This is a genomic window from Candidatus Poribacteria bacterium (assembly GCA_026702755.1).
Classification (GTDB): domain Bacteria; phylum Poribacteria; class WGA-4E; order WGA-4E; family WGA-3G; genus WGA-3G.
This window is the reverse complement of sequence record JAPPBX010000088.1, coordinates 1-17,855: the sequence shown is the minus strand read 5'-3', so window position 1 is coordinate 17,855 and position 17,855 is coordinate 1. Positions and strand designations below refer to the sequence as shown.

General features: G+C 47.5%; 10 protein-coding genes. 3 read left to right on the top strand and 7 right to left on the bottom strand.

The window, feature by feature from the left end:
* Nucleotides 1-38: 38 nt before the first annotated feature.
* Nucleotides 39-2,699: a leucine-rich repeat domain-containing protein gene (locus tag OXH39_16755; protein ID MCY3552114.1), complete on the bottom strand. Its 2,661-nt coding sequence runs from the start codon at nt 2,697-2,699 to the stop codon at nt 39-41.
* 253 nt (nt 2,700-2,952) lie between these two features.
* Nucleotides 2,953-3,483 carry a hypothetical protein gene (locus tag OXH39_16750; protein MCY3552113.1) on the bottom strand — a complete coding sequence of 177 codons (531 nt, stop codon included), beginning with the start codon at nt 3,481-3,483 and terminating at the stop codon, nt 2,953-2,955.
* A 478-nt stretch (nt 3,484-3,961) separates the two neighbouring features.
* On the opposite strand from OXH39_16750, the gene OXH39_16745 reads away from it, so the two are divergent.
* Entirely contained in the window at nt 3,962-7,192 is a 3,231-nt protein-coding gene (locus OXH39_16745; protein ID MCY3552112.1) for a hypothetical protein, read from the top strand.
* A gap of 69 nt (nt 7,193-7,261) precedes the next feature.
* Here OXH39_16745 and OXH39_16740 read toward each other — a convergent pair whose 3' ends face one another.
* The 5 genes from OXH39_16740 to OXH39_16720 all read right to left on the bottom strand — a co-directional run bounded on the left by OXH39_16740 (nt 7,262) and on the right by OXH39_16720 (nt 16,411).
* Nucleotides 7,262-8,032, bottom strand: a complete 771-nt coding sequence (locus OXH39_16740) for a slipin family protein (protein ID MCY3552111.1) — start codon at nt 8,030-8,032, stop codon at nt 7,262-7,264.
* Between the two features lie 310 nt (nt 8,033-8,342).
* Nucleotides 8,343-9,365, bottom strand: a complete 1,023-nt coding sequence (locus OXH39_16735; GenBank protein MCY3552110.1) for a hypothetical protein — start codon at nt 9,363-9,365, stop codon at nt 8,343-8,345.
* Between the two features lie 186 nt (nt 9,366-9,551).
* Nucleotides 9,552-13,166 (bottom strand): hypothetical protein, encoded by a 3,615-nt coding sequence (locus OXH39_16730; GenBank protein ID MCY3552109.1) that lies wholly within the window; start codon nt 13,164-13,166, stop codon nt 9,552-9,554.
* 144 nt (nt 13,167-13,310) lie between these two features.
* Nucleotides 13,311-14,003, bottom strand: a complete 693-nt coding sequence (locus OXH39_16725; GenBank protein ID MCY3552108.1) for a DUF4159 domain-containing protein — start codon at nt 14,001-14,003, stop codon at nt 13,311-13,313.
* Nucleotides 14,004-14,035: 32 nt separating this feature from the next.
* Nucleotides 14,036-16,411 (bottom strand): hypothetical protein, encoded by a 2,376-nt coding sequence (locus tag OXH39_16720; protein MCY3552107.1) that lies wholly within the window; start codon nt 16,409-16,411, stop codon nt 14,036-14,038.
* Between the two features lie 304 nt (nt 16,412-16,715).
* Here OXH39_16720 and OXH39_16715 point away from each other — a divergent pair, with 304 nt between their 5' ends.
* Together OXH39_16715 and OXH39_16710 are read left to right on the top strand one after the other, a co-directional pair.
* Nucleotides 16,716-17,096, top strand: coding sequence for a hypothetical protein (locus tag OXH39_16715; GenBank protein MCY3552106.1), 381 nt, complete (start codon nt 16,716-16,718; stop codon nt 17,094-17,096).
* Nucleotides 17,097-17,182: 86 nt separating this feature from the next.
* Nucleotides 17,183-17,665: a hypothetical protein gene (locus tag OXH39_16710; protein ID MCY3552105.1), complete on the top strand. Its 483-nt coding sequence runs from the start codon at nt 17,183-17,185 to the stop codon at nt 17,663-17,665.
* Nucleotides 17,666-17,855 lie beyond the last annotated feature (190 nt).

Genomic DNA, 17,855 nt, shown 5'->3' with positions numbered 1-17,855 from the left:
AACGATTCGTTGTAGCGAGGGTGAAAGCGCGACCGTTGTTAATCCCGCGTCTTCAAACCACCCCACGTCATAGCGAATTTTCCTGCTGCTGAGAGATGTCCTCTCATACGAACCGTTGTTAACTGCCGACGATTCCCTGAGAATGAAACATCTTCTATTCGATAATAGTAAGCGACATTCGATTTCGCAGTCATATCTACCCATGTGTAGTTCGTCCGTTCGGCTGTTGTCCCTGCACCCGGGATTAGCGTTGGATTCACCTTCACAAACGAACCTTCCTTGGTTTGACCGCGTAGGATATTGAAACCGGCATTGTCGGTCTCCGATGCTGTCGTCCATTCGATGATAACACCCGCGTCTGTCCTATTCGCACCAAAATGCGACAACGCAACCGGCAGCGGTCCACCGCGTCTATACCCAGGCGTGCCAATGTCGGCCTTATGTCCATAATAAAGTTCCATAGATAACTCTACATCTGCAGCACGCACCCAACTCATTGCTTCCGTACCCGGTAGTGCCGTGCCGTCTTCATACCGACGAATCAATGACGTTCGCATTCTGTCTTCTGTCCAGCCTGCCGGCAGCTCCCACAGAGGGGTATCCTTGCTCCTTTTCACACCATCAAGGTTCCCAGCACTATCAATTAACGTGCCATCTGCGGCGAACAACTTTAGCGAGAATCCGGAGGCTGGTAAGACTGCATTATCATGCAAACCGAGGCTACTTACATTACTATGATCGTAGAGACTATAGACTCGATCCTCGGACAAATATCCTGAGTTCCGACTATTCCCTCGTGTCACCAGCAACACTGTCCATTTGGGTTTAATAACTAAGTCTTCAAACACGATAGTTGAGTACCGATGTCGGGTTTCACTATCGCGTGCCTCAATGACTAACCTCAATCCTCTGAGATTCACTGGTTCGGAACCAACAGGACCATTGTTGAATAACTCTATCCACTGCGGTTGAGAAAAGAGCCCTCCGCTTGTCGCGAACATTAGTTCGCTAAACGTAATTTGTCCTTCGGTTATCGTCGAAGGTGCGGGTGTTTCAGTCGGTTGCGTGCCTTCATCTTGAGGAGTTTCTGCAGTTTCTTGAGGTGCTGGTTCAGGACTTGGCTGAGTTGGGTCTTCCGATATCGGCTGTGGCTGTGAAGGCGGAGCGGTAATCTTAACATCCACATCCGTTAATTTTGTGAGGCTCGCAAGTGGTGACGTATCCTGAATCGGATTCCCCGAAAGCCTTAACACCTCCAGGTTTACCAATTTCGCGAGCGCGGACACATCACGAATATTATTTCCAGTGAGCCATAATACTGTCAATCGCGTCAATCCAGTGAGCGGACTAAGATTAGTTATTTGATTGTCACTGAGAATTAACAGTTCTAACTGGATCAATCCAGCGAGCGGACTAAGGTTACTGACTCGATTGCTATTGAGGGTTAAACGCTCTAACTGGGGCAATCTAGCGAGCGGACTCACGTCACTTATTTGATTACTTTCAAGAGCTAACCATTTTAACTCCGGCAATCCAGCGAGGGGTTCTATATCGCGAATCTGATTTTGATGCAGGTATAACTCTCTCAATTGTGTGGCGTGCTCTAACCCAGTGAGATTTGTTATCCGACGATTATTCGCATCCAGATTTATTAATCTTTGCATATCCTGTGTGGTAATAGACGCATTTGGTGCTAAGCGCAATGCCTCCCGTACTGCCGCCGCCAAATTCGGATCGGGTATTGAGACCCTACTAACGGGTCCCGTAGGAGGCGCAGTAATCCTAACATCCACTACCCTGAGTTTTGTCAGGCTCGCCAGCGGCGATGTATCCTGAATTGGGTTCCCCTCAAGGTATAATTCTGTTAGGTTTGTCAATCCAGCGAGGGGGGATACGTCACGGATTTGATTCGTCCTGAGATTTAGAATTGCCAACTGTGTCAATCCAGCGAGCGGGGACACATCGCTGATTTGATTTTGAATGAGATACAACTCCTCCAATCGCGCCAATCCCGCAAGCGGACTTACATCATTGATTTGATTCCCTCTAAGATTTAACCATTCTAATTGCGTCAATCCAGCGAGTGGAGACATATCACTGATTTGATTGTCGGCAAGCCATAATAATCTTAACTGTGTCAATCCAGCAAGCGGTGTCAAATCTCGGATCTGATTATCACTAAGCCGTAATTCGTTTAATCGCGTCAATCTTGTGAGTGGAGTGAGATTGCTCACTTGATTATCTCTGAGAGATAACCGTTCTAATTGCGTCAATCCTGCCAGTGGACGGATATCACTAATCTGATTAGTCCAAAGGAATAGCCACTCTAACTGTGTCATCTGTGTCAGTGGAGTCACGTCTCGGATGCGGTTCTCAGCAAGAGATAATGCGCCTAACTGCGTCAATCCTGCCAGTGGGCGAATGTCACTGATCTGATTATCACCGAGATCTAAAGCACGTAATTGCGGAGCATGTTCCAATCCAGTAAGGTCCCTTATCTGACGATTAATAGCTTCAAAGCCTATTAATCTCTGCATATCCTGTCTGGTAATGGGTGCATTTGGTGCTAAGCCAAATACTTCTCGTAATGCCGCTGCTAAATTCGGATCCGGCACGTTCACGACCTGCGCGGATGCAATATGTGGGGTTAAACAACTGAACACAAAAAAAATAACAAAAAATCTGAAATACTTTTTCACGGTTTTACCTCCGTTTAAGGTGAGTTAATCTATTTTGTTTGAAAAAATGAAACGTCTGTCTACTGAAAACCAAGCAGCCTCCCCTAAGAAGGGTTCATAAATCGTTTGTGCCGAAAACAGGCGGCTGCAGCATCTCCCGTCCGACACTTTTTTACAATAGTGTATCCACCCGCAGCGATAAGAAAAGCCTACTTTCTTATCAACATTTTCCGCGTGGACAACCGGTTCCTCTTACTATCAAATGTTCTGTCCCTTAATTTACAAGCCCTGCGGCAAGTAATATAGCTCCCCCTATAGCTGCCAAATTACCAACGACTGTACCTCTGGTGACATGTAGTTTACTGAGGCGCGATGCTTCAGATTGATAGACTTGGGTGTACGCCTCAATATACGCTGGCGATTTGCCAAGCAGCCGCTCTGGTGGTGGATCTGGTTTGTAGGGTCTTAAGTTTATGTAGAGTGGCATTGCAACGACACCCAAGAGAATCGCACCAGCACAACATCCATAAATCTGAGCGTCGTTTCCGAAAGAGTAAACAACTCCACCTGGGACTGAGTCGTCAATAGCGGTTCCTATTTGCCAACCGAGATAACTGCCGGCAAGACACCCCAAAAAACCCCCGGCAACACCGAGCGAAAAAAATTCGCTATTGAGAGCCGGACTTGAGTCTTTTTTGGCATCTGCTTTCGCCTGTGCCTGCACCGATAGTTCTTGAGCGTAACTGGAAGGTAGCATATTAAAAGCGAAAACGGCAATTGTCAAAAAAGCAAGTAAACGAAACATATATTTGCTACTCCTTTGTCATTAGGATTCCCTAAGCAAACGCGAAGGTTAAATCTAATAGAGGATTTTACATAACTAATGATTTTGAGCAAACTACACAGTATCCTCTGAATCGTGTATATATTGAACTAACACGCTATCCAGCGAATCCGCCAACGACACAGAATAATATTATCATTAAACCTATTATTTTTACAATACAATTTTATAAATTATAGGTTTAAATATATCAAAAACACAATTTTTTCACAACTAATTTCATAAAAAGCGGATTTGCAATGTGGAATGCAATCAGATACTGCGGGTGCAGCAGCATCCTTTTAAGCACTCGGTTCTTTCGCTTTGAATCGTACGAAAATCTTGATTAAGAGGGGACTTTGTGCTATTATGCAGTAGTGTTGAAGATGCTTGCATTGGATTTTAGTCTTCCAAAGTTCATTTACTGTAGCCCAAGTTACTACATTATAAGATTTTAAATATGCCGACAGACCTCTTTAACGATCTTATTCAACGCTGCCATCAACGTCACCAAAAGCCGCTTCGGCAGCAGAAGACAGTAGCAATACCCACGATGTTGAGTGCAGCGCATCCGCACCAATACACGGTTTACTGCGCCCACAAATGCCCTGTGTTGCTTGATGATTTGGAACAGGCGGACATCTCCGTTATGCCGATAGGGCGAGCACCTGTGCACGATAGCGGTCCAAAGAGTTTGATGCCTAATCGATTTTTGAAACGCCAAGGGATGAGAAACTGGAGAGCCAGACGATGGGACGCGTCATGGGGACTCCAGATTTATACCGGTATCCCTTCCGAACGCGACGGCGCACGGTGGCATGACCTCGATTTTAAATACGAAGCGATTTCCGCTGTTCCAGACGACATTCTTACCTATATTGAAGTGCTTGTGAACGCTGTCGAGAACCCGCTGTTGACGCTGTCAAGGTCGGGTGGGCTGCGCTTTTCCTGCAGAGTGCCAGAGTATCTTCATCCAAATACCGAGGAAGAAAAACTGTATGTCTATAAACACACGTCGACCCCTGAAAATCCGGGCTATCGAGACGTATACCTTGAAATTCTTGGAGAAAACGGATACAGTCGCTGGGATGCACGCTACGAAATTTTGCTCGGAAATCTGTTAGACCCACCCGTGATTTCTAAAGAGGTCCTCTTTGCCCCTCTTGACGCGCTCCGCGCAAAACTTCACGAACCTGTTCCGCAGAAAACTGAACAGGACGAAGCTTTCACCGACACACCATTATCTCTCGGTTCACGCGACCTTGACCTCGCAAGAGAGGCACTTTCAAAACGCGGTTTCTCTTATATCCGACAATCAGACGGTTTTCACCACTGGATACGTTACGGCGGTGATGCTAACAATACGGACGCACTGCTCTGGGAGAACGAGGGAACCGTATGGCTCCGCACATCTATACCCGATGCTGAGCTTCCGACGGAAGCAACACCTATCACAGAGATCTGGAGCGATACCGGTATTGCGCCGCCGACACTCGCTCCTGTGCTGTCTGTCTCTGATAAGATGCTCGCTGTGAGGGCAGGAAAACTCAGCCCGTTGGCGATAAGACGTTCCCGTCCAGTCCTACGAAAACCGGAAACCCCTGAAGAAATTACCACTCGGATAGGGAGCATTCTCGATGGAACCGAGCGTATCATTGGACTTAATGTTGAAACAGAGGGAATCGGCTACGCTGATACAGAATACCATCTTCTTAACAGTGGTACAACCTGCTTAAACGCGCCAAGTGCCGAGTTAGCAGATGCAGCAGAACAAGGTCTTCAAGAACAAGGTGTCCGCTCTGTTGCTCGTTGGAAACCTCGGATGCACCTCTGGGAGCAGGTAAAAGAGATACCCGTCGATGCGCGTATGGCAAATCCGTTTCAACACGGAAATGTCTGTGAGGATCCAGAGCGGTGCGATGCGCTTGAGGAGAAAGGTGGAGATCCGAGTGAAAGTATTTGCCCGCAGTGCCCGGTTTACGAGACGTGTCAGGCGCGTGGCTATTTATCCCAACCCGCCGCACTACAACGCGCCAAAACACAAATAGTAGTGTCCAATCAACTATTTTTCGATCCACAACACGCTAAATTGGTGGACACGTTGCTGAAGCCAGTCGATAGAAGAGAAAATAGGCTTTGTATCATCAATGGTGTGACGGATGTGCATCCTCTGTTTCTGAGATGTGGATTATCAAGAAAGGTGTTAGAAGAGTGGATCGCTAACTGGCAGGGGAGTGCCTTAGGGAACTTCGCCAAGACATTACTGAATGCTTTAGAAATCAGAGGTAAGCCCCACGGCGATGCGGTCAAACGGGTCCGGGCAGCACTGCAGACATTTGAATGGCAGAAAGAAGAAGTTATCCAGCAGATGACACAAGTCAATGTACGTGGCAAGGTGGTGGAGAAAGGCAAGAACGAAGAAATGAAAATCCAAATGCCGATGGCAGAAGCGATTCAATTAGGTATCCTGAATCCGGAAACCGTCCAAAGTATTCAGGCATTCCCGACCGTCTATCCGGATCCAACATGGACGTTTTGGCATCAACTCAAGCGTTTCTTTGCGCATTACACACGGGATGCTGATGCACCGATTCAGTGGGATCACAAGGTACTGACGCTTACTATTCCCCCAATACTGCATTCGAGCGTTAGACGACTTGTGTTAGTATCGGAAACACTCTCCGAGCAACATCTTCGTAGGATATTTCCAGCTGACGAAGTTGAAGTTAAGCGTATTCAACCGACACCATGGCGACCGGAAAACCGAGTCTTTCAGATTCGGACAGGTCATTACCAACCCGAGACGATTTTAGACTACGGCGATAACGGAGCAGTTGCTGGTGCTTCTAAAATGGGGCAACGCTTTTTTGCTGGTATCCGAGCAGAAATTGAAAGAGAACCCGACGTTAAGCATGCAATTATCGCCAATAATATGATTTTAAAAAAATTGGTGAGGATCGTAGAAAAAGAGAATGTCTGTTTCATAAGCTATTCCAGAAAAATAATACGGGGAAACACAAATCTCGCAGATGCTGAGGTCATCTGGATGGTCGGCATGCCAACACCACCCATAGACGCTACTTGGAGGTATTCGCAGGCTCTGTTTGGAAACGATGACAAACCTCTCTGTTATGATAGAGTCATGCAACCCTATCACTACAAAGACGAACGAATCCAGAACGTTTATGAAACGGCTGCACGCCGAATCATTACAGAGGCTGTTGGACTTATTCCATTGAATTCCCAGACAGGCAAAAATGTCATGTTGCTCACTGGGTTGGAACTGCCGAACATCACCGATAGACCTGAAACCCTCCTTTTTGACTGGGAAGACTTTGAGATCGCCGGTGGGCTGGACAAACTTCCTGAGATAATAGCCACACGTCAACATTTTGAAGTTGAGAGAGCCAATCTAACTGCGGAATCCGGTAGAGACAAAGTGCAGCATATTCTCGGATGCACCCACATTCATGCCAACCGTGTACTGAGAAAACTCAGCGGTACGGAACGCATTACCTTCCGCCAGCAAATTCTCACGCTCCTGGCTTCAGATGGTGAGAAAAAGGCATCTGAAATGATCGCGGTTATTGACGGGAACCCAACAGCGATACGCCATGCTCTCATGAAACTTGTTAACACCGGTGAGATTGTGAGGGTTCGACGCGGTGTGTATACACTCAAAACAGATTAACTGCTCCCCCAAGAGACCGTATCCGTCAGCACAGCCTCCATTTCAGAGAATACTCTCAAAATATATCAACTATTCCTCTGAACCCTTTATCTTTTCAAGGAACGGACTGAGCAGATCTATCGGGATTGGGAAAACCATGGTCGAGTTTTTCTCCGCGCTGACTTCTACCAACGCTTGAAGGAATCGGAGTTGGACAGCGGTCGGGATCCTACTAAGGATTTCCGCAGCATTGGTTAAAACCTCGGCAGATTCAAATTCACCTTCGGCGTGTGTAACTTTGGCACGCCGTTCCCGTTCTGCTTCCGCTTGTTTCGCCATCGCGCGTTGCATCTCAACGGGCAAATCCACATGCTTAATCTCCATCGCAAGCACTTCGACACCCCACGGTTCACAATGTTTCTTGATAATCTCCTCTAAATCCTGATTCAGTTTTTCACGTTCGGAGAGTAGGTCATCCAGTTCAGCGCGTCCAAGCACACTACGAAGCGTCGTCTGAGCAACTTGGGAGATGGCAAACCCGAAGTCTTCAACCTCGATTACTGCTCTATCCGCTTCGGTTACTCTGAAGGTCAATACTGCGTTGACGCTCACGGAAACGTTGTCCTTTGTAATCACATCTTGAGGGGTGACATCGTTGACGATAACCCGTAGACTGATGCGTTGCATCCGTTCAATCCAGAACGGTATCATTAATACAAGTCCGGGACCGCGGGTACCCGTTAATCGTCCGAGACGAAAGATAACAGCACGTTCATATTCCTTAAGAATTCGGACGCTCGTCCCAAGCATAATGACAACAGCAACAACAATAGCAAAATAAATTGGATCAATTTGTGGCATATTTTTAATTTTCCTTGCGGTTCGTTGAGGATGGATTGGATTTTGACGTTCCTGTCCGTATAGCCGTCCTCCATTTCATTACGGACTACGTTTTTTTTAAATTTTCCTTGCGGTTCGTTCAGGTGGTTTTGGGACTTTGACGCTTCTGTGCGTAAATCCGCCTTCCATTACATTACAGGCTACTTTCCTGATGCTATGAAGATAAACACCTTTTTAATTTTCCTTGCGGTTCGTTCAAGTGGTTTTGAATATTGACGATCTTTTACGTAGAATTCCTTTCACTTCGTTTTAGGCTCGGTTCCTGATGCTATCAAGCGTTGAAGCCAGTGATGTCGCGAGCCTTCTCAAAAAAAGCGCGTTTGCGCGGTGTGTTGATTTGCCACTGCACTGGCACGGATTGGTAACCGTTACAATAGTCGTTTTCACCGGGGTCGAAGTAGCCCCATGAGGCGTATTGGCTCACAGCAGCAACGAAGTTGTTGAGTGGTTTATCGAAATCAAAATGATCGTCTTCGTTGAAAAGAATCGGCATCGGACGGTAGCCCGGCACCTCGCGTGTCTGTTGGACCATCTCAATGATGCGGTTCGGATCGCTCACACCATTTCCATGGACAAGCAGGAAATCGGAGGAGCGGACGACATTTTCAAACGGCACCCTACCACCACCGTAACTCGTTCCGACGAGAAATCTGTTGCCGTCGCGTGTTGTCTCTTTCACTCTTTCAATTAATTCGTGTACCCGTTGCGGTTGTAGTATTTCATGGGTATATGCTCTCACGTTGCATTCGTTGTTCACCTCAACGATAACGTTGGTGTATCCCTTGTCGAAGAGCCAACCGGTTGCATTGTCAACAGCCTTTTTGATAGCGTTCTCGTTCTTAACCCGCTGGTCCTGCCCAAAGTAGAAATAACCGAGAATGACAACCATACCGAGTATATCAGCAAAGTCGATAATGCGTTCAAGCCGCGACAGATAATCAGCGTTGAGGCTGCCGTCGGCTTCTATACCGGAGTTATGCCACGGTTGCGCTTTAGAGTAGCCTTCCGGACTGCCGCCTTGGAGATTGATGGTAAACGCCAATACACCGTGGGCACGCCACGTCGGCATTGCCGCCAAAAATTCACGAGTATTGCGCTCAGCGTCCCATTCACCTGTATCTGGATATTCCCACAGATGAACGGTTTCTGGGTTCCGATCATCAAAGATACCTTGCACCATGCGGGTGTTAATAAGCAACCCTTCTATTTTATGATCTTGGTAGAAATGTCCCGGATATGTGATTTCTCCATTGATATAAAACGCATCGTCAACAATACTAACCGCTGTCTTCATTGATTTTTCCCTTTCGTTTATATATTCGTCAATATGAATTGCCTGACTGTCCGCACACAGTCGTGAGGTCCCGTTAGCGAGAAATAGTCCTGCCAATGCGGTGCCTCCGTTAATCAAAAAATTTCTACGGTTCATGAATTCTTCCACCACGCTGTTTCAACAGAACCTAATCTCAGACAAACCCACTTACTGTGTTTTCTGCGAAAGTGCTTTAAAATACTTTCGTAGCTGCTCTCGATACTGGAACGGAATGTCCTCAAACTCTTTTGCGTGCGGTGTCATTTCTAACTTCCGAACGATTTCGAGTAATTCAGGGTGCAAAGGCGGAACTTCCTGTGCAGGTGCCTCAGGATTTTCAGCGACTTCCGCCTTGCGCTGTTTACCGACATCCCGTTTCTGCAGCGATTTCAGACTGTCGAGCATCCGCGTCAAAATCTGCGCTTGTCTATCGAGTACCTGCTCGTCAAGTTCACCTTGACGAAGCGATTTTTCAACCTCTGTCATCTCCTCAGCAACATCTTCAAGACTGCCGAGCATCTGTGCCATCTGCTCTGCCCGTTCAGCGAGTCGTTCGGCTGCCTCTCGAATAAGCTGCTGTTGGTCGGCGAGTTGCTGCATCATCTGTTCAAGTCCGGGAGTTCGCCCCTGTTCTCGCAGCTGCTGGTTCAAGTTCTGCGCCATCTCGTTCAGTTGTTCCTGACTCTCGGCAAGTTGTTGCAACTGTTCCATCATATTCTCAAACCCGCTGGCACCCATCTGCTGATTCATCTGTGCCATCGCGTCAAGCAGTTCAAAGATTGCCTGATTGAGATCGGCAAGTGCAGCCCTTTGGATCGGCAGTGCGAGGTTCGGCTGTCTATCCTCCAATGCCCGTGCAGCACGCGAGAGTGCATCGTTTGAGGCGTTAAGATGCATTATCACTTCAGGCGGCACCTCCATCTGGCGATTCCCTAACTCCCAAAGCTTACTGGAAAGTTGGGTAATGCTCTCCGCCGCACCGAGTTCATCGGCAGCGAGTTGCTGCAAGCGCACGATCTCATTCGGGATATAGGCATCAGTTTGCCCAGCGATGAGAATGTCATTGGTTTGGGTGAGCACCTTTTCATGGAGATGTGAGAGATGCAGCCCACTTTGAACGGCTTCCTGCATTGCGGTCAGCGTTTCGTTCGCATTCGCACCCTCCATGAATGCGAGCGCGTTATCCAATCCTTGCGCGACCTCTGTGAGTGTCTGTTGCGCTTCTCGCCCCGATTCGAGTGCCTCACTGTTCTGTCCACTTCGGAGACTTTCACTGGTTGCCTCAAGCATTTCCGACAAATTCTGATCGCGGGCAAACTGATTGAGCCGTTTGATCTCGTCCGCAAGCCGCTCTATTTGCGGTGGAGCATTGTCACTGTTTTGAGCCATATCTTTCATCTCTGTGCCGAGTTCATCTAACTCTTCGCTGAGATGTTCAAATTCGCTTGCGACTCTGTCCTCCTTTTGTGCAAGATCATTTATAGGCGCGGATTGTGCCTCCGATTCCAACGTATCCATCAGCTGCTTCTGTTGTTCAGCGAGAGCCTTCGCTTGTTTGGCGGCAGCCTCAAGTCTTTGTTGGAGAAGTATCTGTTCATAAAGCGACTTGGCGCGTTCCAATTGTTGTAAAAACTGTTCCTGATTGAGATTCGCTTCCGTCATCGACTGCTCTTGCTCGTTCATCTGTTGTTTCGCCAGTGCTTCTGAAAGTTTCCGCAAAAGTTCTTTATGCTCTTCAGAAAGTGCTTTCTCCATCAGATTTTGCAGTTCCTGATATTTTTCGATCGTCTCAGTATCAAAGAGCTGATCCTGCTCCATCTCCTTTGCCGTCTGCTTCATATCTTCGATCAGCTGCTTGGCTGTTTCCTCAATCTGCTTCTGATTTTCAAGCACCTGCTGCATCACGCTCTCATCGTTGAGGGTAAGCTCCTGGCTCTTCCTAATCTTATCAAGGAGCGTGTCAACCAAACCGGTAGCATCCGCCTGTTCGTCAACAAGCTCTTCAAGTCCTTGTTGTTCAACCTCTTGTTCGGAAGCAATTGCATCGTATAATTCGGAGAGAGACGGGAAACGGAGCGTATAGGTATGAGATTTCCCGATATTCGGTCCTGAGACGTTGTCGATATCCAATGCTTGGACGTAATAAGCAAGCACTTCACCCGGAAAAATGCCAATCCGATCCACGTCCCATGCGTATGTCACAGAAACCGAGCTGCGCACAGCGGTACCCGCTGAATCCCAACGCTTCAACGGGACATTCACCTCTTCGGCACCTTCACTCTCAACACGATATACCAATTGGAGTTCCTGTATGCCATAATCGTCTGTGGCTTCTACCTTTAGTTCTACCAGCATAGCGTCATCCAAGACGGTATCCCGTGCTGGTTCAATGATAGCAACTTCAGGTGCGGCATCCTCCAGAACAGTGAGCATATACTTCACCGGGTCCCGATTTGTGAAACCCTCAACATCTGTAATTTGGATATGATAATTCTCACTCTGTTGCGCAATAAAAGATCCTTCTATTCTCTCATCCTTCCACCCTTCCACCCTTCCACCCTTCCACCCTTCCACTCTTCCATCTTGTGTAATAGTCTCTTGTAAATGTTTTTCCTTAATTTCTAATGGAACGTCGCCTGACGTTTCAAAGACGAGGGATGCCTTCTGAAGTGGTTTATTGCTCTTCCCAGTGAACACAATTTCCGTTCCAAAAAGCACTTGAATGTCTCCGATGTCCGCGGGAAGCGTTTGGGGCTGCAGCTGCGTGTAGGCTGGGTAATTGAGTCGATACTGGAACTGCGTGACAATTGGCTCATTGCTGATTGTCACCTGGTACCGTGCCGATACCACCCCATTGACAGAGATATAATATTGAAGCGGACGCGCCACATTTTCAAGTGTCGCCCTGTATGGAAATAGCGTATCAGAAGTTTGTGAGACGCGCCCAGGGTCAATGGAGGTACGGTACATCGGTAGCGGTTGCCATTCAGCGGTTGATGTCACCTCATCAACACTTCCAACGCGATAGTAAAGCGAGACAGGCGCGTCGAAATGTCCATCTACTTTGGCAGTCACCTTAACATCGCTCCCCCGTTCAATTTGGATACTGCCGGGTTGGATCTCTGTAATTTGAATGGTGTCTTTCAGATATGATGCATCTTCCTGTAGTGCTTTTGGTAAGGTTTGAAATGCCAGTGCAAAGCCTGTAAAAGCCGTAGGTAAGAGAAGATGTGTAAGCAAAAGAAGCACAGCACCTGCGACAGCGATACCAGCATTTCGTTTAATCTTCTGAAACTCGGTTTGGAATACCCTCTTAGGTTGGACCTGTTCTACGTCTTGACTGGCTTGAACGATAAGGTGTTCGATAAACTCAGGCGCATATCCAAGCGGATTATCTGTTAAGTTTTTCCGAAGCTGGATAGCACTGAGGATTCGGTTTTCGGAGGAAAATTCCGTTTCCGTCTGTGTCGATTCAAGGCGCGCCGCGACCGCAGTATCCGTGAATTTACCGCGGAGAGGTAGAATAAGTATTCGGATGACCGCATAGATAGCACCGCCTATTGCCAACAAAAGGATCGCGATACGTATCCAACGCGAGAAAGGAAACTGCCATGCTTGAAAACTAACGGTTAAAATGATAAGCGTGCTTGTCATCAGCAGCGCAAGAATCGCAAAGCATTTTAGTACACTTTCGGAGAAAACGAGCCATCGCCATTGTCGCCGAACGGCACGCAAGCGCGTCATAATATTTTCGTAAGCACGGTTCACATCTCGTGTTTCCATCGTATAATAGTTGTCAGTTATTAGTTGTCAGAGGAAGAGTCATCAGTTTGCCTCGCAGTGAGAGTTAAGAGGGTTCTTGTGGCAGCCACAGTACCTCTTGTCCCTGAAAACTGATAACCGAAAACTGATAACCGAGAACCTCCTTTAATGCGTTAGGGCATATACAGCGATATTTACTGCCATCTTTGCCGCAAGTTCGCGTACTTGGGGGGTATCATCTGGATGTACATCGGCATCTTCAAGCCCATCCCCGATGTCAGCACTGTAAGCGTAATAAACAACCATGCGTCCGTCGTGAAAGAGTCCAAATCCTTGGGCAGGCTCCGTATCATGCACATGAATTTTCGGTAAGCCTTTCAGTTCATAGAAGCAGCGATAAATTAGATGTGTATTCGGTATCGGTTGCAACTCCTGTTCTGGAAAGACCCGACGCATTTCACGGCGAAAACTTTCATCAAGTCCGTAATCGTCATTGGCGAATAGGAAGCCGCCCCGCGTGAGATAGTCACGCAACGCCTCAACTTCACTCTCGGTCAACCGAATATTCCCGTGTCCTACCAAGTAGAGCATCGGGTATTGATAAAGCGTATGATCCGTCAACTTAAGGATTACCCTATCCTTAGCGGTTTCAATACCTGTTCGGGTTCGGACGAGCCGGAGCCAATTCTTAATCGTCGTCGCGTCGCCGTACCAATCGCCACCGCCGCCATAGTGAACTTGTGCGATCGTTAGTGGGACATTGGAAGCCAGCAAACCTTGCCATCCGTGTGTTCCAATCATCGCACAAAGTAGGAGGCAACCGACCCAAAATAGTTTCCATTTAATTGATAGTATCATATTTTTCGCCTGCTACACAGGCTTTCAGTTCCTCAAGTCATTCCAATCCGCTTGCGCAAAAACCATTCAGTTCCCAACAACCCAACGACTGTAAGAAGAATCAAAGGATGTGCCCAGAGTTCACGTTCAGCATCGACAAACATCGCGTTTTGAACATCGGCAATGTTCTCAAGCATCAATTCCGCATCAGCGATCGGAAAATAGGCACCACCCGTTTGCGAGGCGAGTTGTTTCAGTAAGTCCTCATTGAGTTGCGGACTCTCTAATTCCGCAAGCTGCGGGTGGACGAAAATATCGAGCCGATCCTCGCCTAAGTTTAGATTGCCACTTCTACCCGTTGCGCGAATACGGTAGTTCCCCTTCTGTCGTAGTGCGAATTGAGCCGTGTAGAGGTTCCCCATGTTGGCGATTGTATTTTGGTGTGTCACCCCTTCATTAGTGCTTTCAATCGCTGAGCGAATCTGGAGTTGGAAGGTCGCTCCATCGGGTGGCATCACTTCAATCTGCACCGTCGCGCCTGCTTGGGGTTGATATGTTTCAGAGTACAAATACGCTGTAACCTTCGCTGTATCCCCTATTGCGTAAGCCGAGGCATCAGTCGTAAGGTATATGTTCTTGTCGTCGGTGTCTGTTGCCATCCATCGCAACACCTGTGCCCAAAAGCGCGGATAGATCGTGTGATAGCGAGTGTCTTTAAACGTTTTAACCCCGAAGTCCCAATTCCAGAGACCTTCTGCAGCGATGAGTAGACTTTTGCCCAATCCTGCTCTCTGAAGAATCAGAATCGGTGTACCTTTCCCGTTCTCCATCAGAGGGGTGGCACCGCCCCTGAGACGAAATCCACTAAAGGACCTCGACAACGCCGGCATATTTCGCCATAAAGTTACACTGCTCTCGCCTAACATTTCGGTTCGGCCCGTTTGTGTATCACTCAGCTGCAACATCGGGTGAAACGCTCCGGATGGAGTCGGCTGCACAGTGAATTCCATATCCTCTACACGACACCCGTTTCGCGGAATCTCAATCGGTAAAAGCTGCGCCAACTCTGTGGTTCCAAGTCCATTCAGACTGAGCATACGCCGAGAGGGCAGAAAGATAATCGATTTCCCCTGCGTTTCAACGAAGTCAACAATTGCGCGTTGTTGGTTTTCGGTAAGATGCGCTGCCTCCAAATCACCTAAAATCAGGACATCATACTCGGAAAGTGCAGTCAGCGTTTCGGGAAATCGTGGCGTGTCCGATACTGGCGTTGCTTGTGGATAGTACCCATCTAAGCGGTTGAGTGCAGTCCCAGTAAGTCCCGCATTTAACCTATTGGACGATAAAATCGCACAAGTCGCCTCAATATCCGGGTCCCGCTCCAATGCTCGTTTTAAGAACGTGTAGTCCCACCTCGGTGCGCTTTCCAGATAAAAAACGTTGAGTTTCGCTTTTACAACCTTCACCGAAAATGTCTTTTGATTGTTTGCCTCCGTGAGTTCACCGTCAAGCGTTGGAAGCATAACAGTATATTGAAAGTTCCCCTCTGTCTGAGGTGTCAACTTTAATTCAACAACCTGTTTTGTGCTGTCACTCGTGGAATCTGCGTCCTGATGCGGTTCAAACGTCAAGGTTGCGTCATCTATGAAACGCTTATTCTTCGCCTCTCGCAAAGAGAGTCGTGTTGTTTTACCAGTGTAGCCCGTTTGCATAACGCTTACACGAACAATGCTTTCATGGTTTGTGTAAGCAATCGGTGTGTAGTCAACACGTTGAATCTGAATATCTTTCGGTGGATCCGCAGAACCGACACCTATCGGATAGATTGGCACCTCCAATGCAGTCATCTGTTCCAACGGAAATTGCCCAGAATTGTGTGCACCATCTGTAATAAGGACAATACCAGCACTCTGTTGCCCTTTCCATGCTGCTGCCGCCTCTCGAACAGCGGCTCCAATATCAGTGAGTGCGCCTTCCGGTTCAAACGCTGGCATAGGAGGACTGTCATCTTGTACCAAGAGAACGCTTTGATGCAGTCCCGTATCAAAAGGATAAAGATGAACCTCAAACCTGTCCTGTAAAGTTTGCAGGAATTGCTGTGGTGCATTGAATAGAAGTTGATTTACCTGACTGATCCTTGATTCGGACATCCCACGTGTAGACGGATCGACGAGTTGCATACTTCGAGAGGTATCCACTAAAATGGAAAGATGCGTTGACGGCGTGACATCCTTCTTTTCAATGACAACAGGTGCCAAGAGACATCCAAGCAGAATCGACGCTGCAACGACCCGCAGCACGACAAGTAAAAATCTATATCTTGGATCTATGGGGCGCGCGACCCGCAAATAAAAGAATACAGTTATACCGATGACGATGCCAATACCGAGCGCAACTGCCCACCCGGGCCAAAAATAGGTGAATCGCATATCTGGTTTCAATCCTTTCACAACATATTATAATCTAATTCAGAAGCAGCTGTCAACCTGCTTTTTCTTTCCGGTAGGAGGGAACTCCGATTCCCGACTCTCAACCTGCTTTTTCTTTCCGGTAGGAGGGAACTCCGATTCCCGACTCTCAACTCCGATTCCCGACTTTCTTCTCTATGGAGGACGAAATACCCCACTAACAAGGTTCAGCGCATCCCCAAGGATACATAAAAATAATTTTGACAATAGACAACCCTCTATGCTAAAATATCCGCAATTCATATTTATAGAGGTGGAGTAGCACATGGCGGAACAAAACACTAACGAGAATGCAACCGAAACCCAAAATCAGATGCAAGCACAAAGCGGCATAATTATTAACGCTGTGCAAATGCAGTCGCTTGATATTGGTGATCGATTCACTCGAACGAAAACTGAAACCGGTTGGCAAATTAAGTTGGAAGCAGCGGCACGTGTCACCATCAACTTTATGACCAGTATGCGAAAGTTTGAAATCACGTTAATGCAAAATGACATCATTGAACGTGATGGAGAAGACCTGATCTTAATCCGAAATCAACCTGCTGACGCTTACCGTTCCCAGAGAGGTGCATCATCATCACCCCTCGCGCGGAGTAACGAAACACCCTTAGCTTCTGAACCAACTGAAGGCAGGACAGTCTAATTCTCTTTCCATTACGAAATTACAGGAGGTGGCTGCCCATTTTAGAACGCATCTATCGGCTTCTCTCCAGCTTAAAGGGCGGAACGATGATTCCAACGGAATTGGTCCTAAGCCCACAAAGTTACGCGAAAATTGTCTCGGAACTCGCTGAAAAGCTTGGAACCCAAGGCGTATCGCATTTGCAACTCGCACATCACCTCGCCTTGACAGTCTCTATCCGAGCGGAAGACACAGACCTCGTCATCGTAAAAGAATTGACCCCTAACCCCTGTCCCGTCTGTCAGCACCGCTTGACGTTTCTTCGGGAAACAATGGAACGCTTCACGGACAATAGTTCCAATCTGATTCGTTGTCCGATGGGACATCGTTACCCGGGTGAGTTAAAGATATACTACCTGAATATTTTCCAACACAACGCAGAGGACGAAATAGAAAAGCCGATAAAAATATGTCCAGAGTGTGACAGTAAAAACATCCAGTACTTGGGACCGAAGGTGATGTTCTGTCTCGATTGTGATTGGGATAGCGGGATGGAAGCGCGGTATCAGATACAGAGAGATATAGAGTAACGAGTAGATAGGCGCACTTTGATGAAGTTTAATTATTTAAATCGGTAATTCTAATTCGCCCCAGATCCGGTAGGTGTGGTTTGCAACCGCACCATAACTGTCAATTTTAGAAAAATGGTGGCATTGATCCCCAGGCCCGGTAGGCGCTGTTTCTAACTGCGCCGGGTTTTAGCCAGAAACTTTGAACACG